The organism is Granulicatella seriolae (assembly GCF_024543085.1).
Taxonomy (GTDB): Bacteria; Bacillota; Bacilli; order Lactobacillales; family Aerococcaceae; genus Granulicatella; species Granulicatella seriolae.
The window spans coordinates 255,402-274,801 of the sequence record NZ_JANHNZ010000002.1 but is presented as its reverse complement, the minus strand read 5'-3'; the positions used below and the strand labels follow the sequence as shown (position 1 = coordinate 274,801).

The window sequence follows — 19,400 nt, the reverse complement described above, 5'->3', positions numbered from 1 at the left end:
TGGTCTCACGACTTAGCTGTCTACGTATCTGTAATCGACTAAAGTCGACACAGCTACTGTGCGCCAGCTATGCTCATACACCGTTATTTCTGTTACAGTTTTAGGAAACTCTTTTGTTTTGTGTTACAATACGGACTTTTTGCCCCGGATCAACACTGTGCGTCGGTTATGCTTTGCACCACTATTTCGGATATATTTTTCGGGAACTCTTTGTTTTGTAATGATATTATTTTTTTCAGCCACACTGGTACTAGGCTTTAGATGCTTTCTCACTTAATTGTACCAGTCCTTGCTAGTGGTATTATTTTGTACTTTTTCTAGGATTTTGGCTAAAATAGAGGTGATAGAGAGGAGGGATAGTTTTGCAAAAGAATGGGTGGAAAAAGGGTTCTCTGATGAAGAGTCTACTTAGTGCCTTGGTCTGGATTGTTTCTATTGGTTTGGGGATTGCTGTTTTAGTGAATTACTTTGTTGGTCAACCGACTAAGGAAGAAGTTTCTTATGATGTCAGTGCTAGTATTGGATACCAAGATAGCAATCAGGAACTATTGAACCGAGCCTATGAGCTAATATTAGACAGAATTATTTTGGTTTCCAACACCAGTTCTGAAAATAGATCTATTTACACAGAAAACATAAAGCAACTTTTGAAAGCGGTCGTTTTTGAGAATCAAGATAATGAGGCATTGACAGTTGCCATTAATGACTACTTAGTTGAAATGAATACTTTGGAGATGCATGATGAAATACTTTCAAGTGAATATGACCTTTCAAATTGGGTGTACTATCATTCTGGAGTGGTTAATATGTCGGCTCAGATTAAGGATGGAAAGGGGGCGTGGATTGACTTTCGTAAGACAAGATATGTTTCTGATGAAGAAGTATATCGGTTATATTCTGTATTGGAGCTTTTACCAGAAGCCTTACTAAAGCCTCTACTTCGAGTGGATGTTGTTGAAGAGTCATTAATGTTAGACGGATCTGATAAGGACGATATATCTTTTAAGGTTGCGGGCAGGGCTGTTAACCCTATGATGGCTATTACTCAGGGTTATGTAGACAACAAGTATGTTATCTACCATGAATTGGGGCATGTGATTGATACGGCATTTCATCAGGATACCAAATCCATTTATGATACTAAACGACTAAGTGATGGTGAAGATTGGCGAGCAATTGCTAAGGAAGAATGGGGTGATGGAGACCATTTTTCATCGGATTCTGAGTCGTTTGCATCTGGCTTTGCTATTTATTTATTGAAGGAAATTGAAGGGTCTACGGCATCGATGTATGGCTATCCTGAGAGCCAAGACAGCTATAAGGAAAAGACCTTTGATTATTTTAAAACACTGTTTTCAAAAGAAGGTATCACTTTTTAGGATCAATCAAAATATTAATCCTTTTGGACAAATTCAGGTATACTAAAACTATCAAATAAGAAAAGGTGATGAAGAGATGGATGTAGCGAACAAACATTATGAGTTGAATAATGGTCTTGAGATTCCTAAGGTTGGTTTTGGGACTTGGCGTTCCAAAAATGGGGATGAGGCTTACCAAGCTGTATTGGAAGCGTTAAGAGTTGGTTATCGTCATATTGATACGGCTGCTATTTATGGCAATGAGGAAAGTGTTGGCCGTGCTATTAAGGATAGCGGCATTCCTCGTGAAGAATTATTTATCACTACAAAATTATGGAATGACTCTCATTCATATGACAAGGCAAAAGTTGCCTTAGCGACATCACTTGAAAAATTAGGCTTGGATTATCTTGACCTTTACCTCATTCACTGGCCAAATCCATTGGAGTATCGTGATAGCTGGCAAGAAGCCAATGCCCAAACTTGGAAAGCGATGGAAGAGGCTGTTGAAGCAGGATTGGTTCGTTCTATCGGTGTCAGCAACTTTATGGTAAGACATTTGGAAGAATTAGCTAAAACTGCAGTCATTACCCCTGCTGTTAATCAAATTCGTTTGGCACCTGGTGTGTTCCAAGAAGAAGTCGTTCTTTACTGCCGTGACAAGAATATTATTTTGGAAGCATGGAGTCCTTTGGGGCAAGGTGAAATTTTTAAAAATGAAACCATGATGAATCTAGCTGAAAAATATGGTAAGACAGTAGCTCAAGTTGCTTTAGCTTGGAGCTGGTACGACGGCTTCTTACCATTACCAAAATCTGTGACACCATCAAGAATTATGGAGAACTTAGATTTCGGTGATATTGAATTAACGTATCAGGATGCCTTAGCTATTCGGGCTATTGATGGCGTGACAAAGGAAAGCAATCCGGATACGGTGGATTTTTAGGGAGTAGTTTACTGAACTCCAAAGCTAGTAGAAATGTAAGCTTCTTCTAAAGAAAGTATTGAAAGTTTGTAGTTTTATGGTAAAATAAAACGGTTGGTCAATGACTGGCCCAAGTCCTAGCAGACAGCCATATCGTAAAAGAACTAACCAAGCAGGACGATTTTGACAGTTTTATCAAACTTTATAAAAAAATTTAATATGTACCACGTCTTTTATTGTTTCCCGAACCCTAAACAATAGAGACGTGGTTTTTCTTTGGAGGAAATATGGAAAACACAAACAAATTAGCAACAAATCGGTTATTTTTATTGATTATTCAGATGGCAGTACCGTCTATCTTTTCGATGTTTATTCAGTCTATGTATAATATTGTCGACTCTATTTTTGTCGCTATGCTGAGTACGGAGGCTTTGACAGCTACCTCCATTGCATATCCGATTCAGAATTTAATTTTGGCAATTACAGTTGGTTTTGGGACGGGCTTGAATGCTTTTCTTGCCAGAAATCTTGGTAGAAAAAATTATAAACAGGCTAATCAAGCAGCAAGTCTAGGTTTGCTTATGTCTATTGTTCATTATCTTATTGTGCTTTTATTGAGTTTGTTCTTGGCAAAACCTTTCTTAAGTCTCTTTAGTGATAATCCCACTACAATAGACCTTGCGTATCAATATATTATGATTATCTGCATCTTTAGTTTCAGCGTCTTTATTCATATTACCATTGAAAAAGTTTTCCAAGCCTGTGGAAGTATGGTAGAGCCTATGCTTTTCCAACTATTAGGCTCCATTGTTAATCTTATATTGGACCCAATATTTATTTTTGGCTGGGGAATTTTCCCAGCAATGGGTATCCGTGGTGCGGCTATTGCTACGGTGATTGGTCAAGCCGTTTCCATGATGATTGCCATTTACGTTTATCGCAGAAAAAAACTGGATGTGCAATTCCAATTTAAACAGTTGCAATGGAATGGTAAGATACTAAAAGAAATTTACACAACTAGTATTCCATCGTTCTTACTATTGTCCATCGGCTCTGTCATGGTTTCTTGTTTGAATTATCTCTTAAAGGCTTTTTCCGAGGTGGCAGTGTTAGCGTTCGGAATCTACTTCCGCTTGCAGACTTTTGTCTTTATGCCTATAAATGGCTTAGTACAAGGTACCTTGCCAATCATGAGTTTTAGTTATGGAGCAAAACAGAAAGAACGTCTGCTGGACTGTTTAAAAATTTCTCTAGCCTTAACTTGTTTTTTCAGTATTTTAGGAACTGTTATTTTTCAAATGTTTCCTGGGACTCTTTTAATGCTCTTTAATAGTAGTCCAGAAGTTTTAAGTGTCGGAGTCCCAGCACTTAGAATCATTAGTTTGAGTTTCTTCTTTGCTGGTTTTGGTTATGTCTTCACTTCCTATTTCCAAGCGACGAGAAGTCCTTTATTTTCAGTTTTCATTATTTTAGGGCGGCAGTTGCTCATCTTAGTTCCTTTGGCTATGCTCTTCGGTCAAGTTAAGGGTCTCAATGGATTTTGGTGGGCCTTTATTGCCACAGAAGGGATTGTCATGGCTATGTCGTTTATCCTCTTAAAGTTGGATCTTAGTCGAAAGGCAATCTATAAAATACCTGCCAGACAAGGTTCAGCGTGTCTGGATAAGGCGACTGAAGCTGTCAAGAGTTAGAAAGACTGGGCAAAAAGTAACTATTATAATAAAACAAAAGAGTTTCCAAGCACTATTAGAAATGGCGGTACCACCGTTCACATTCCTGATGTATTGCTTGGAAACTCTTTTTGTGATTTAGAAAGTCATTCTACTCTTTGCAGACCTATTGCCTAGCCTTACACTAAACTAAACAAAAAAATATTAGCAAAATAACCTTCTGACGTTGACTTATACTAAACTTCAAGTATAATATTAATGGGCTATTATTAGTATACAAAAAGTTTACTAAAACCTAACTTGATAGAAAACTATAGGAGGGACTTATGGAGATTGGCAAGCAATTGAAAGATTTACGAATCCAAAAAGGCTTGACACAAGAAGAACTAGGTGAACGAACGGATTTGACTAAGGGGTATATATCGCAACTAGAAAATAACCTCAGTTCGCCATCAATGGAAACATTTTTTGATATTTTAGAAGTGTTGGGCTGTCCTGCAAAAGATTTTTTTGATGATGAACCCGCACAGGCACTATCAGTTTACACACCAGAAGATATGACCATAACACAAGACCATAAGAACAAAACCACGGTAAAATGGTTGAACCCAGACTCTAATGAGCACGAGATGGAACCCATCCTCCTACAACTGGAAGCTGGAGGAGAATACAAGACCTTTCAACCCTCATTAGCAGAAAGTTTTGGTTATGTGTTGACTGGAAAAGTAGAAGTAAAAGTAGGAAAACAAAGAGCAATTGTGGAAGCAGGAAATGCCTTTTATTTTGTGGCCTCTGCCAAGCATCAGATTAAAAATGCAGCAAAAACAAATTCAGAATTATTATTAGTCGTAACAGACTCTTACTTATAAGAAACGGGGTGGACATAAAATGGCAGAGCCAATTATTACATTTGATGGCATTAAGAAACAATACGAAGACACGGTTGTATTGAAAAATATCGATTTTGAAATTGAAAAAGGAAAGTTTTATACCCTATTAGGGCCTTCTGGTTGCGGAAAAACAACCATTTTACGGATTATTGCAGGATTTACCGAACCAAGTGAGGGAACTGTCACTTTGAGTGGTCAAGTGATGAACAATGTTCCACCAAATAAACGGAAGGTCAATACCGTCTTCCAAGACTATGCCTTGTTCCCACACATGAATGTGTTTGAAAACATTGCTTTCGGTTTGCGCTTGAAAAAACTACCAAATGACCAGATTCAGAAAAAAGTTTCTGAAGCCCTAAAAATGGTTCAGCTATCTGGCTACGAAAAAAGAGAAATTGCTCAGATGTCAGGTGGTCAGCAACAACGTGTTGCCATTGCTAGAGCCTTGGTCAACGAACCAGAAGTGCTCCTCCTTGATGAGCCACTGTCTGCTCTTGATTTGAAGCTTAGAACAGATATGCAATACGAATTGCGTGAGTTGCAACAACGCTTAGGCATCACCTTTATCTTCGTAACCCATGACCAAGAGGAAGCCCTAGCCATGAGTGATGAAATCTTTGTTATGAACAAGGGCGAAATCGTTCAATCAGGAACGCCTGTCGATATCTATGATGAGCCAATCAACCGGTTTGTGGCTGACTTTATCGGTGAGAGCAATATAGTTGATGGTATTATGAGAGAAGACTATCTTGTTGAATTCGTGGGCAAAAGGTTTGAATGTGCCGATGCTGGTATGCGTAAAAATGAAAAGGTAGAGATTGTTATTCGTCCAGAAGACCTACATTTAACTTCTATCGAAAAAGGCAAATTAATTGTTGAAGTAGACACTCAATTATTTAGAGGCGTGCATTATGAAATCATTTGCTATGATGAGAATGGCAATGAATGGATGATTCACTCCACACAAAAAGCAGAAGTGGGAACTAAGGTTGGTTTGTATTTTGAGCCGCAAGATATTCACGTTATGCGTTTTGGCGAGAGCGAGGAAGACTTTGATGCTCGTCTAGAAAGTTACGAAGATGAGGAGGATAGCAATGACTAAATCTAGTCGGAACTTATTTTCTATTCCATATTTGTTATGGTTGATGCTCTTTGTTATTACTCCACTTGGCTTGATTCTTTATCAATCATTTTTTGATATTCATGGGAATTTTACTCTGGCCAACTATGGGACTTATTTTACCTCAAGCAACTATCTTGAAATGACCTTGAACTCGGTTTGGTATGCCTTTTTGATAACGGTGATTACTATTTTTGTGTCTTACCCAACGGCCTACTTACTGAGTAAAACCAAGCACAAACGTCTCTGGTTGCTCTTAATTATTTTGCCAACATGGGTAAACCTTTTGCTGAAAGCTTATGCGTTTATTGGGATCTTTAGTCAGAGCGGTTCAGTTAATTCGTTTTTAAGTCTATTCGGAGTGGCACCGCAACAGTTCTTGTTTACGGATTTTAGCTTTTTAACGGTAGCGGCTTACATCGAATTGCCATTTATGATTTTGCCAATCTTTAATTCGGTTGAAGAGTTGCCTAATTCTCTGATTGCGGCTAGCCGAGATTTGGGTGCCACCAAATGGGATACCTTGAGACGGGTTATCTTTCCTCTAACCTTGAGTGGCGTTCGTTCTGGTGTTCAAGCAGTCTTTATTCCATCCTTATCCCTCTTCATGCTAACGCGTTTAATCGGAGGGAACCGGGTTATTACACTGGGAACCGCAGTTGAGGAACATTTCTTAGTGACCCAAAACTGGGGCATGGGTTCAACCATTGGCGTCGTCTTAATTGTTGCCATGATCACTCTGATGCTAGTCACTAGAGAACGGAAAAGAGAGGAGGGAAGTGGCTCATGACGATGGAAAAAAATACAAAATGGGGCAATCTTTACCTAATTTTTGTTTTCATTATTTTGTATACACCAATCTTTTTTCTAATCTACTATTCCTTTAATAGTGGTGGAACTATGAACAACTTTGAGGATTTTACCTTAGAGCATTATAAGGCAGTTTTTGCGGACACCAGACTGATTGGGATTGTATTGGACACCTTGATTTTGGCACTACTATCTGCCTTGATAGCAACGATAATTGGTACCTTAGGGGCTATCATGATTTATTTCATCCGTTCTAATCGTAGAAAACAAACGGTATTAGGACTTAATAATATTCTGATGGTGTCACCTGACGTTATTATTGGGGCAAGTCTTTTGATATTATTCACGTTGATTGGTTTCCAATTAGGTTTTATGTCAGTTCTACTTTCTCATATTGCTTTTGCCATTCCTATTGTTGTTTTAATGGTCTTGCCAAAGCTCAATGAGATGAATCGGTCTATGATTACCGCAGCACGGGATTTGGGAGCTAACAGCAATCAAGTCTTGAGTCGCATTATTCTTCCATCAATTACCCCAGGTATTTTGAGTGGGTTTTTCATGGCCTTTACGTATTCCTTGGATGATTTTGCCGTGACTTTCTTTGTAACTGGGAATGGATTCTCAACGATTGCAGTAGAAATCTACTCCAGAGCTCGTCAAGGTGTCAGCCTAGAGATTAATGCCTTGAGCACTTTGATGTTTATTTTCTCCTTTGTACTAGTCATTGGCTACTACTTCATCCAGCAATACCAAGCGAACCGGTCCCAAGATGGAACCGAGAAAGAAATGTTGAAGGGGGTAACCCTATGAAACGCTTAGTCATGTTTATTGGGGCAATTCTCTTAGCCTGTTTGGGATTATTTACCCTTCGCCAAGCCATGGCTTCAACGACTGGTGGCGGCAAGGATACCCTGATTATCTATAACTGGGGAGATTATATTGACCCTGATATTATCGCTAGTTTTGAAGAAGAAAGTGGTTATAAGGTAATCTATGAGACTTTCGATTCTAACGAAGCAATGTATACTAAGATTAAACAAGGCGGAACCAAGTATGATATCGCCGTCCCAAGTGATTACACTATTGAAAAAATGATAGAAGAAGACCTCTTGATACCCTTGGATCACTCAAAAATTGAGGGGTTGGACCATATAGAGGAGCGCTTTTTAAATCTCCCTTTTGACAAGGGCAACCGTTATAGTATCCCTTATTTCTGGGGAACTCTAGGCATTGTCTACAATGAAAAATTTATTGACGGAAGTCTCTTAACAAAATGGTCAGACCTATGGCGACCAGAGTTTGCCAACTCAGAGTTGTTGATTGATGGCGCCCGTGAAATGGTAGGGCTGACCTTGCAAAGTCAAGGCTACTCCCTGAATGAGCGAGACACAGAGATTGTCACAAAGGCTGGTGCTCGATTAAAAGAGTTGATGGGTAATGCTAAAGCCATTATCGCTGATGAAATTAAAATGTATATGGCACAAGAAGAAGCCCATATTGCCGTAACCTTTTCTGGTGAAGCAGCAACCATGATGGAACAAAACGAAAATCTAGTCTATGTCATTCCAGAAGAAGGCACCAATTTATGGTTTGATAATTTGGTAATTCCAAAAACAAGTGGCAACACACAAGGTGCCTACGACTTCATTAACTATATAAACCGTCCTGAGATTGCAGCACAAAATGCCGAATATATTGGCTATGCCACACCAAACCAAGATGCTGTGAAACTATTGCCAGAAGAGATTACTTCTGATGAAAGTTTTTATCCTAAAGAAGAACAGTTTGAACATATGGAAGTCTATGAGAACTTAGGGCCAGAGCTGTTGGGCTTGTATAACGACCAGTTCTTGGAGGCTAAGATGTATCGGAAGTAGAAATATAAGAAACGTATATGGTTGTTTTTTTCGAGCCCTCAGACAATATCATTAATAGCAGTGTAAAGCGTAGCTAGCTATTTCTGGTAAATTGTTTGAGGGCCTTTTTTGTGTTTTGGAAATAGATTTTTTCAGACTTTTTATCCGAGTCTAGAGTTATAAAATAAAGCTAATCAGAGTAAACTTGTTTATTTGTGATTATATTAGTATAATAGGTAATATAAGATAGTTTACTAGTTGAGATACATTTTTCTAAGAATCTAGGCATATTTAGGAAGCCCTTATTCAGTATATAAGGCAAGTCAACAGTTGAATAGATGAAGTTTAATACCAATAGCTCCTTATTTCACAAACAATTTACTGTAAGCGCAAACTAAATAATTTTTGGAGGTTAGCATGGAAAAAGTATTTGTAAGCCCATCGAAATATGTTCAAGGCAAGGATGTTTTAGTTACAGGGATCCCTCATATCAAAAACTTAGGCAACAAAGCTTTGTTACTTTGTGACGATATTGTCTGGGGAATTGTTGGAGAAGAATTTGCTAAGAATCTAGAAAATGAAGGCATAACAGTAACTCGAGTCCCTTTTAATGGTGAAGCTTCTACTAGTGAAATCAACCGTGTGAGTGAGATTGGCAAGAGCAATCAGTGTAACTTAGTGATTGGTTTAGGTGGCGGTAAGACAATTGATACAGCTAAAGCAATTGGCGATAAGTTGACATTACCAGTGGCGATTGTCCCAACGATTGCTTCTACTGATGCACCAACTTCTGCTTTATCGGTGATTTATTCTGATGAAGGAGTGTTCGAACAATACCTATTTTACAAAAAGAATCCAGAACTGGTCTTGGTTGATACTGCTGTTATATCAAAAGCACCAACTAGGCTTCTAGCATCAGGTATCGCTGACGCCCTAGCTACGTGGGTCGAAGGACGTTCCATTATTGAAGCACACGGGAAAACCATGGGAGGAGCGGCACCAACCCTAGCAGCAGAAGCGATTGCGGCTAAATGTGAAGAAGTTCTGTTTGCCAATGGGCTTCAAGCCATGGAAGCTTGTCGTGCAAAAGTAGTTATACCAGCTCTAGAAGCCATTGTTGAAGCAAACACCTTACTAAGTGGTATTGGCTTTGAAAGTTGTGGACTTGCTGCAGCTCATGCCATCCATAATGGCTTTACCGCATTGCACGGGGACATTCATAGCTTAACTCATGGTGAAAAAGTTGCATACGGAACCTTAACGCAATTGTTCTTAGAAAATAAACCAAAAGCAATGCTTGATAAATTTATTGCCTTCTATCAAGCACTTGAATTGCCAACGACTCTAGCTGAATTAAAACTGGCAGATATTTCTTATGACGAATTATTGAAAGTCGGAAAACTAGCTACACAAGAAGGTGAAACTATCCATCAAATGGCCGAAGATTTTTCAGCCGAAGACGTGACAGATGCTCTGTTTGCGGTAGATGCTTATGTTCGTTCTCTAAAATAGAAAGTTAATAGAGAATTGGATATAAATTCTATTCATTTTGTTAGAGCTCTTTACAGATATCTTCTAAGCATAAAAAGAAAAAGGGGCTGGACAAAAAGTCTGTAATGACTAATATCTATTTTTTAAATCACAAAAGAGTTTTGCGAAAAAGGTTATCAGAAATGAGAACGGTGGCACCGCCGTGAGCCAAGGTCTCACTGGCTTAGCTGTCTACGTGTCTGTAATCGGCTAAAGCCGAAACATTCACTGTACGCCAGCTATGCTTTACACCGTTATTCCTGATAACCTTTTTCGCAAAACTCTTTTGTTTTAATGGCAGTCTGGACTTTTTGCCCAGCCCCTTTTCAGTTTTTAAGTATTATCTGAATAGAAATACTGAAATTTACCAGAAAGTAGTTCCCTTTATTTGCCTTCCCCCAACCCAAGTATGATATGATATCCCTACAGCTAAACGTTTTCAATTATATTTTGAAAGGGAGATTCAAGAATGAAGGGAACAATTGTCATTATCGGAGCGTCTTTTGCAGGAATTTCTTGTGCATTAGAAGCAGCCAATTTATATCCAGAAAGTCACATCATTTTAATTGAAAAAGAAAAAACAATTGGTTTTATTCCAAGTGGCTTAAACTTAACCCTATCTCATAAAGTTACTAGCTTAGATAATGCTCGTTTTATTTCTGCAGACTTGCTCAGAGAAAGGAATATTGACCTTCGTTTGGAGACGATGGTCACAAAAGTCGATGTTAAAAAACGAGAGCTCTCAACGGAATGTCGTGGAATCAAACAAAGGCTACTGTATGATAAGTTGGTTTTAGCCATGGGATCGCATCAAGGGTCGCACCAGATTGAGGGGGCAAATCATCCCTTGGTGGTCTCAACCAAAACCTATGAGGATAGCCTTGAAACGCTTAAAATTGTTCATCAGAGTCAAAGAATTGTCGTTGTTGGTGGCGGACAAATTGGTTTAGAGGCAGCTCAAACCTATCAGAATCTAGGTAAGGATGTGACCTTAATTGAGGCTTTGCCATCTTTAGCCTTTAAATATTTTGATGAAGAGATGATTGCCCCTGTTCAAAAAGCCATGACGCAACAAGGGGTTCAGGTCATAACCAATCGTAGTGTTGTCTCCATTAAAGACAACCTTGATCAATCCACCGTGCCACTAGTGATAGAAACGTCCAATCAAGAAACAATTGAAGCAGATATGGTACTTCTAGGCGTCAACTTAAGACCCAATAGCCATTTGGTTAAGGGGATCTTAGACAGGGATGTGGACAACACCATTCGAGTGGATGACTATTTGCGGACCAGCGACCCACACGTCTTTGCCATTGGCGACTTGATTCGTTTGCCATACGGACTAGACCAAGAGAAATATTATCTTCCTTTAGTTAACCACGCCTTAATCACCGGTCAAATGGCAGCCATAAACTTATTTAAACCGCAAGCACCCTATAAAAAGAGCACTCGGTCTATGGGGACATCCCTCTTTGGCTACTACATGGCTAGTGTTGGCTTAACGCAGGTGGAAGCAGAAACTTGGGGGCCAGTTCATAGCACGATCTTTGTCGGTCGAGGCATGGAGATGGTCTCAGCAGAGAACACAGAAAGTATCACCATAAAGCTGATTACTTCTATAAATACTGGACAAATCCTAGGAGCTCAACTCTATTCAAAAGCCCCTATTTTCCATGTGTCAGATATCTTGTCATTAGCTATTTCGGCTGGCTATAGTGACCAAGATTTGGCCTTGCAGGAGCGGGCTTATGTGGCTGGCTTTACGGATTTGCAAGGAGCTATCTATCAAGCAGCCATGCACTCCTTTGAAGGTAGATTGGCGCAAAGGAGTGATGCTCATGTTGATTGAGGATTTGATGGAAAAGCCGGAACGGGGCTCTTACTCTATCATATTGACTCTTTTATTTGCTAACCAAGCGACGACGATCAAAAAAGTTATGGAAGAAACGGGCTTATCAAGGAGCACCATTTTAAAGTATATTGAACTGATTAATAGCCTACCCCCTATTAACCAACTAGAGCAAATGGAGCTTTCTATAGACTTGCAAGAAGATGCTCTGCAGCTGTCTCTTGGTTTGGCCATCACTCAAAAAGAGATTGCCTACTATTTTTTAAGCCAGTCACCTAAGTACCAGATTATTGACTATATTTTCCAGCACCAGCAATTCACCATCCAAGAATTGGCAGATAACTTATTAATGAGTGATGCTAGTCTGCACCGCCATTTGGCTGGCTTAAATAGTCTCTTGGAAGAGTTTCAGTTGGTCATTAAAAGTGGTAAGCTGCGTGGTCCGGAGCATCAGATTCGTTATTTTTATTATCTTTTCTTCCAAGAATGCTTGCCTAGTCGCTTGTTCAAACCCTTATTGGAGGATTCAGCTATTGAGCAGCAGATTGGTCAGATTTCTCGAATTTTTCAGTGTGAATTTTCAGAGGATGAATTGCTCAAGATTGTTACTTGGCTCCATATTACTAAGAGGAGGTTTCCCAGAAGTCGCAAGAACTTTTCGTCTTTAGAGACCTTGATGCGACCTTATCAAGATCATCGTATCTATCAATTGGTGCGGCAGACGACCTTTCGTTTTTTCAGTCGTTATGCTGTTGAGATGGATGAGGGCGAGGCCATGTGCCAGTTCCTTTTTTTCAAGGTGATGTCAGTCTTGCCGATTGTAACCATGGAGCATTCACTAGGTTATGGCGGTCCCATTATGGATGCTACTACTATGGGCTTGCAAGCCATTAAGCTCTTGGATCCTAGTCAAGATAACTTGAACGAGATAGCCATGTATGAACTAAGTCAGATTACGGGCAAATTGTATTTTTTTACAGGTCATCTTCGGTCACTAGCCAGTGCTCTGGAGGAAGAAAAATCTTCTGTAGAGAGCAATGAAACCTGCATCGGATTATCTACCCAGCTCTTAGATGGGATTTTTAAAGATACGTATACCAATCGTTCACTCTATGATTTGGGGGACTTATACGATTTGAGCCATAAAGAAATCTACAAGGTTTTTACCTATATTTTGGAAAGAGAGCCAAAATTATTGGTGGTTGGTGTAGATTTAATAGGCAGTGTCATTGATAAAAAACGCAATTTACAAAAGTTACGTGCTTCTTTAGAAAAGAATCGTTTTATTGTACTGGAACCATTTGAAGAAGAGGTATCCTATTCCTTAATTATTAGCAATCAAGGTCAGGACAGATTTCAAGAAACTAAAGCCCTTGTTTATCAGCTAAAAAGCAGCCAGGTCATGGATTTTGACATAGAACAGTTGCGAAATCTCATGGAAGAAGTTCTGGCAACGAATTAGTCAAAAATGCAAATACAGTCAGTCCTATCATATTTTTTTGCTTATTCAAAAAATATGATAGGACTTTTTTCTTGAGAAAGGGTAGTATAGAAGTAGAAAGAGAAAGCGATTACTTTGCCAACCAAATAAAAGTAATCAACATTGAGGAGGAAATATCATGGCAGAAGAAAAATATATTATGTCTATTGACCAAGGAACCACTAGTTCTCGGGCAATCATCTTTAACAAAAAAGGTGAAAAAGTAGCCAGTTATCAAAAAGAGTTCCCACAAATTTTCCCTAAGGCTGGCTGGGTAGAACACAATGCTAACCAAATTTGGAATTCAGTCCAATCGGTTATTGCAGGTTCCTTTATCGAAAGTGGCATCAAGCCAACTCAGATTGAAGCTGTTGGGATTACTAACCAACGTGAAACAACGGTAGTCTGGGATAAAGAAACAGGCTTGCCAATCTACAATGCGATTGTTTGGCAATCTCGTCAAACAGCACCATTGGCAGAGCAACTAAAACGTGATGGTTATTCAGAGATGTTCCATGAAAAAACTGGTCTTGTTATCGATGCTTATTTCTCAGCCACTAAAGTTCGTTGGATTTTAGACCACGTTCCTGGCGCTCAAGAAAGAGCTGAAAAAGGGGAATTACTATTTGGAACGATTGATACGTGGTTGGTTTGGAAACTAACAGATGGCGAAGAGCACGTAACAGATTACTCAAATGCTGCCAGAACCATGCTTTACAACATCCGTGATTTAAAATGGGATGATGAAATTCTAGAATTGTTAAACATTCCAAAAGCTATGCTACCAGAAGTAAAATCAAACTCAGAAGTTTATGGAAAAACAAAAGGGTTCCATTTCTATGGTGGCGAAGTTCCGATTGCAGGAATGGCAGGTGACCAACAAGCAGCTCTATTCGGTCAATTAGCTTTTGAGCCAGGAATGGTTAAAAACACTTATGGAACCGGCTCATTTATCATCATGAACACAGGTGACGAGTTCCAGTTGTCTCGCAATAATCTCTTAACTACTATTGGATATGGTATTGATGGCAAGATTCACTATGCCTTAGAAGGGTCTATCTTTGTGGCTGGTAGTGCTATTCAATGGCTACGTGATGGCTTGAAGATGGTGGATAGCTCACCTCAATCAGAAGATTTGGCACGTGCTTCTAAGAGTAACGATGAAGTGTATGTAGTACCAGCCTTTACTGGTTTGGGGGCACCATACTGGAACCCTAACGCACGAGGAGCGGTATTTGGCCTAACACGTGGAACGAGCAAGGAAGACTTCGTGAAAGCTACCCTACAATCTATTGCCTACCAAGTTCGTGACATCATTGATACTATGCAAATTGACTCAGGCATTGAAATTCCAGTGCTTAAAGTTGATGGTGGAGCAGCTATGAACAATGTCTTGATGCAATTCCAAGCAGATATCTTGGGAACAGAGATTGCTCGTTCTAAGAACTTAGAAACTACTGCTTTAGGGGCGGCTTTCTTAGCAGGTTTAGCTGTTGGTTACTGGAAAGATTTAGAAGAATTGAAGACCATCCAATCTGTGGGTGAATCCTTCAAACCAACCATGAACGAAGCACGCAAAGAGCAACTCTACAAAGGCTGGAAGAAAGCTGTCAAAGCGACACAAGTATTCGCCTTAGAGGATGACGAAGAAGAGTACCAAGAAAGTGGGGAATGAGACTATGAAATTTTCAGCTGAAACACGTATATTAGCCATAAAAAAATTACAAGAACGAACTCTAGACCTCCTAATCATCGGAGGAGGCATTACTGGGGCCGGCGTGGCTTTACAAGCAGCAGCTTCAGGTTTAGACACAGGTCTGATTGAAATGCAAGACTTTGCAGAAGGAACAAGTAGCCGTTCCACTAAATTAGTTCACGGAGGTATCCGCTACCTAAAGAACTTTGACATTGAGGTGGTATCGGATACGGTAACGGAAAGAGCTGTGGTCCAACAAATTGCACCACACATTCCTAAACCAGACCCAATGTTGTTGCCGGTTTACGATGAACCAGGCTCAACCTTTAATATGCTACGTGTCAAAGTTGCGATGGACCTCTATGATTCACTAGCAGGAGTAGGCAACACACCAGCAGCAAACTACACCTTGACAGCAGAACAAGTCTTAGAAAGAGAACCTCAACTGAAAAAAGAAGGCTTAGTCGGTGGTGGTGTCTACCTAGACTTTAGAAACAATGATGCACGTCTGGTTATCGAAAATATCAAACGAGCAAATGACGATGGTGCCCTAATCGCTAGCCGCGTCAAAGCAGAAGACTTTTTATTAGATGAGGCTGGCAAAATTATTGGCGTTCGTGCTAAAGATTTATTGACGGGGGAAAGCTTTGAGATTAAGGCCCGTGTGGTTATTAATACTAGTGGTCCATGGAGTGATATCGTTCGTAACATGTCTAGTTCTAAAGAAGCTAGAGACGTTATCAAACAAATGCGACCAACTAAAGGAATCCATTTGGTAGTGGATAAATCAAAATTATCTGTGCCACAACCAACTTACTTCGATACGGGTCTGGGCGATGGCAGAATGGTTTTCGTTATCCCAAGAGAAGAAAAAACTTACTTCGGTACCACAGATACAGACTACACTGGAGACCTAGCCAATCCAAAAGTAACGATGGAAGACGTGGACTATCTCCTACAAGTCGTTAACAATCGCTACCCATCAACGGCTATCACGATTGACGATATTGAAAGTAGCTGGGCAGGCTTGAGACCACTTCTATCTGGTAACAGTGCTTCTGACTATAACGGCGGGAACAGTGGTGCCTTGTCAGACGAAAGTTTCAACCGCTTAGTAGATGTTGTGGGCAACTATCTGGAAGACAAAGCCAGCAGAACCGATGTTGAAATGGTAGCTGGTGAACTAGAAGGCAGTCTATCTGAAAAAGAATTAAACCCTTCTGCTGTTTCAAGAGGAAGCTCCTTAGACGTAGACGATAACGGTTTAGTAACCCTTGCAGGTGGTAAAATCACTGACTACCGTAAGATGGCTGAAGGTGCTATGGCGACTATCTTAAGAATCTTGGATGAACAATTTGACCGCCATTTCCGCTTGATAAACTCAAAAACTTACCCAGTTTCTGGTGGGGAATTGAACCCAGCTAACGTGGATGAAGAGTTAGAAACCTATGCACTACTAGGTGTTAAGAGAGGCTTTGCAAGTGATCAAGCTGTCTACTTAGCTAACCTCTACGGCTCAAATGCACCAAAAGTATTCGCTCTAGCTAGCCAAGTGGAACCAGTAGAAGGCCTAAGCCTAAGCGAAACAGTAGCCCTTCAATACGCAATGCGTGAAGAAATGGCGCTAACACCAGTCGATTACCTCTTGAGAAGAACCAACCACATTTTGTTTATGCGAGATAGCCTAGACCAAATCATTGAGCCAATTGTCAACGAGATGGCTAAATTCTACGGCTGGTCTGACCAAGAGAAAGCGCAAGAACTAGCTCATTTACAAGAAGTACTTGATGAAAACGACTTGGTAGCCTTAAAAGAACAAGTAAAGAATAAATAATAGAAAAGGAAGTGTTAAGATGGGCGCTTTAGGAACAGAGTTATTAGGAGAATTTATTGGGACAGCAGTCTTAATTTTATTAGGAAATGGTGTTGTTGCAGGAGTCTTGCTAAAAGACACTAAGAGCAACAATGCAGGTTGGGTAGCCATTACAATGGGATGGGGGATTGCTGTAGCAGTAGCAGCTTTTATCGCAGGGTTTATGAGCCCAGCACACTTGAACCCAGCCGTATCCATTGGCTTAGCCATTAATGGTAGCTTCCCGTGGGCATCTGTTGGGCCATATATCGTGGCACAATTCTTGGGAGCAATATTTGGAGCATTCCTAGTTTGGCTACAATACAAACCTCACTACGATGTAACAGAAGACAAAGGAGCAATCTTAGGCACCTTTGCAACTGGTCCAGCAATTTACCAACCAGTAGCTAACGTCATCAGTGAAGCAATCGGAACCTTTATCTTAGTATTTGGTATCTTAGCTTTTGGAAAATACGATATGCCAGTTGGCTTAGGAACGCTAGTTGTGGGTACCTTGATTGTAGGTATCGGACTTTCACTAGGTGGAACAACCGGTTACGCTATTAACCCAGCTCGTGACCTAGGACCAAGAATTGCACACTTCTTCCTACCGATGAAAAACAAAGGCAACTCTGACTGGAAATATGCTTGGATTCCAGTAGTTGGCCCAATCTTAGGCGGAGCACTCGCAGGATTGTTGTTTACATTCTTATAAAAGATAAATGAAAAAGCTACAAATCACTTGGTAGACAGGTGGTTTGTAGCTTTTTAGATGTATTGTATTTGAGTCGTTGACCTATCTGTCATAGGCTGCCATGTCTAATCACCTTTGTTTCTATTAGGTGAGTTCAATCTTTTTAAATAATTTTTTCAAAAAAAAAAAGAAATTTTATTTAGGATATCATTTAAATATTGAGAGTGATGTGGTAAAATAAGAAAAAGTTAGAAAGGAGGATATTTTGAAAAAAGTTAAAAATATTTTAGGCTTTCTTCTCCTTATATGTATTTTATTAGGTTTGTTCTATATATCTACCCAGTTAGAAGAAACTGCCATGGAAAGCGTATCTGGAAAACAAGAAGAGTTATCTCGACAAACGAACAAACATTCTGATGTATATGCTTGGTTGACAGTAGAAGGAACTAGGATTGATTACCCTATTATACAACATTTAAGTGATGATAGTTACTATTTGAGCCACGATATTGATGGACAACCTACTAAATATGGCGCTATTTTTACGGAAAGGATTAACAATCAGTCTTTTGATGATCCAGTAACCATTGTTTATGGTCATGCTATGCGGGATGATGCTATGTTTGGTAGCTTGAAAAATTTTTCAGAACAAGAAACCTTTGATACCTTTCGCACCATCCAAGTGACTACTAAAGAAGGTCAGTATACCTACGACATCTTTGCGGCATACACCTATACGGATGAGCATTTGTTTTATACCTATCACTTGGATAAACAGGGCAAACTTGTTCAGTATATCTCAAATGTTGAGCAAATTAGTCAAGAGTATGGCGGTTATTACCGAAAGATAGACTTTATTAGCGGAAAAGATAAATTATTAATCTTATCAACATGTGACCTACAGCTTGATGGAAGTCGATTTGTGGTTCATGCTATACGAAGAGGAGGTTGAGTAGGTATTATGTGAAATAGATGTCTTTCACAATTAAATAGACGTCCTACTAGGTTGTTAGGCGGGCAATATACAACTCAAAAAAGGAGGAAAGGAACTGTAATGACGGTTATCAAAGAACACAGACATTTTAGCGTTTTGGCATTCGGGTTCATTTGTTTTGGGTTAGGGCAACGTCTTTTAGGAGTCGGCATCGTTCAACCCTTAGTCCAAAATAGACAATACTCAATGATTTTAGGAATAGTAGGAGGACTATTGTTCATTTTCGGAGGCACCTTATTGCTGAAGGTAGCCATCTGGTTTATTAAAAACTACAATCAAGAAAATCGTGTGCTAAAAATAATTGCTTATGGCCTAGCGAGCTCTATCTTACTAGCGTTAATCATGGGACTGCTTGGACAATTTTTATATGATCAGCGTGTAGCCGATTATCAAAGCCTGAAAACTGTTATATGGTCTATTAGTGCTATTGGTCAAACAACCATTAAACTAGTCACGCTATATGCTCTCATCATATGTTATCAAGGCAAGATGTTTTCATGGAAGGAAAAGTCCCTAAAACATCTCGTTTTGTTAGGGGTTATTGTAGCCATAGCGGTTATAGGCATTAGCTTATTGGTACCGCAACTAGCAATAGTCGTTCAATACATAATGGACACGTTATTGCTACTGGGAACTATTTACTACGGGATATTCATAAAAAAAGAAAAGGAATAAG

The 19,400-nt window shown here is 39.6% G+C and carries 16 protein-coding genes; all 16 read left to right on the top strand.

Annotated elements, in window-relative coordinates:
* Positions 1-362 precede the first annotated feature (362 nt).
* The 16 genes from NPA36_RS03395 (at position 363) to NPA36_RS03320 (ending at position 19,399) form a co-directional block, all read left to right on the top strand.
* Positions 363-1,379, top strand: a complete 1,017-nt coding sequence (locus tag NPA36_RS03395; protein ID WP_256944697.1) for a hypothetical protein — start codon at positions 363-365, stop codon at positions 1,377-1,379.
* A 76-nt stretch (positions 1,380-1,455) separates the two neighbouring features.
* Positions 1,456-2,304: an aldo/keto reductase gene (locus tag NPA36_RS03390; RefSeq protein WP_256944696.1), complete on the top strand. Its 849-nt coding sequence runs from the start codon at positions 1,456-1,458 to the stop codon at positions 2,302-2,304.
* A gap of 266 nt (positions 2,305-2,570) precedes the next feature.
* On the top strand, positions 2,571-3,974 hold the full coding sequence (locus NPA36_RS03385) for an MATE family efflux transporter (protein ID WP_256944695.1): 1,404 nt from the start codon (positions 2,571-2,573) through the stop codon (positions 3,972-3,974).
* Positions 3,975-4,279: 305 nt separating this feature from the next.
* Positions 4,280-4,822, top strand: a complete 543-nt coding sequence (locus NPA36_RS03380) for a helix-turn-helix domain-containing protein (RefSeq protein WP_256944694.1) — start codon at positions 4,280-4,282, stop codon at positions 4,820-4,822.
* 19 nt (positions 4,823-4,841) lie between these two features.
* Positions 4,842-5,945, top strand: a complete 1,104-nt coding sequence (locus tag NPA36_RS03375) for an ABC transporter ATP-binding protein (protein WP_256944693.1) — start codon at positions 4,842-4,844, stop codon at positions 5,943-5,945.
* Entirely contained in the window at positions 5,938-6,753 is an 816-nt protein-coding gene (locus tag NPA36_RS03370) for an ABC transporter permease (RefSeq protein WP_256944692.1), read from the top strand. The genes NPA36_RS03375 and NPA36_RS03370 overlap by 8 nt, the downstream gene beginning before the upstream one ends.
* Positions 6,750-7,583, top strand: coding sequence for an ABC transporter permease (locus NPA36_RS03365; protein ID WP_407932761.1), 834 nt, complete (start codon positions 6,750-6,752; stop codon positions 7,581-7,583). The genes NPA36_RS03370 and NPA36_RS03365 overlap by 4 nt, the downstream gene beginning before the upstream one ends.
* On the top strand, positions 7,580-8,650 hold the full coding sequence (locus NPA36_RS03360; protein WP_256944691.1) for an ABC transporter substrate-binding protein: 1,071 nt from the start codon (positions 7,580-7,582) through the stop codon (positions 8,648-8,650). Before NPA36_RS03365 ends, NPA36_RS03360 begins: the two co-directional genes overlap by 4 nt.
* A gap of 396 nt (positions 8,651-9,046) precedes the next feature.
* On the top strand, positions 9,047-10,141 hold the full coding sequence (locus tag NPA36_RS03355) for a glycerol dehydrogenase (RefSeq protein ID WP_256944690.1): 1,095 nt from the start codon (positions 9,047-9,049) through the stop codon (positions 10,139-10,141).
* Between the two features lie 487 nt (positions 10,142-10,628).
* The gene (locus NPA36_RS03350; RefSeq protein ID WP_256944689.1) at positions 10,629-12,008 is read left to right on the top strand and encodes an NAD(P)/FAD-dependent oxidoreductase; all 1,380 of its coding nucleotides are present in this window, start codon (positions 10,629-10,631) and stop codon (positions 12,006-12,008) included.
* Positions 11,998-13,470 (top strand): helix-turn-helix domain-containing protein, encoded by a 1,473-nt coding sequence (locus NPA36_RS03345; RefSeq protein ID WP_256944688.1) that lies wholly within the window; start codon positions 11,998-12,000, stop codon positions 13,468-13,470. The genes NPA36_RS03350 and NPA36_RS03345 overlap by 11 nt, the downstream gene beginning before the upstream one ends.
* Positions 13,471-13,627: 157 nt before the next feature.
* Complete coding sequence (gene glpK / locus NPA36_RS03340) at positions 13,628-15,163, top strand: glycerol kinase GlpK (RefSeq protein ID WP_256944687.1); 1,536 nt, start codon at positions 13,628-13,630, stop codon at positions 15,161-15,163.
* 4 nt (positions 15,164-15,167) lie between these two features.
* Entirely contained in the window at positions 15,168-17,018 is a 1,851-nt protein-coding gene (gene glpO / locus NPA36_RS03335) for a type 1 glycerol-3-phosphate oxidase (RefSeq protein ID WP_256944686.1), read from the top strand.
* 19 nt (positions 17,019-17,037) lie between these two features.
* Positions 17,038-17,751, top strand: a complete 714-nt coding sequence (locus NPA36_RS03330) for an MIP/aquaporin family protein (RefSeq protein WP_256944685.1) — start codon at positions 17,038-17,040, stop codon at positions 17,749-17,751.
* A gap of 244 nt (positions 17,752-17,995) precedes the next feature.
* Positions 17,996-18,682, top strand: coding sequence for a class B sortase (locus NPA36_RS03325; protein WP_256944684.1), 687 nt, complete (start codon positions 17,996-17,998; stop codon positions 18,680-18,682).
* Positions 18,683-18,784: 102 nt separating this feature from the next.
* Positions 18,785-19,399 (top strand): hypothetical protein, encoded by a 615-nt coding sequence (locus tag NPA36_RS03320; protein WP_256944683.1) that lies wholly within the window; start codon positions 18,785-18,787, stop codon positions 19,397-19,399.
* Position 19,400: the final 1 nt, after the last annotated feature.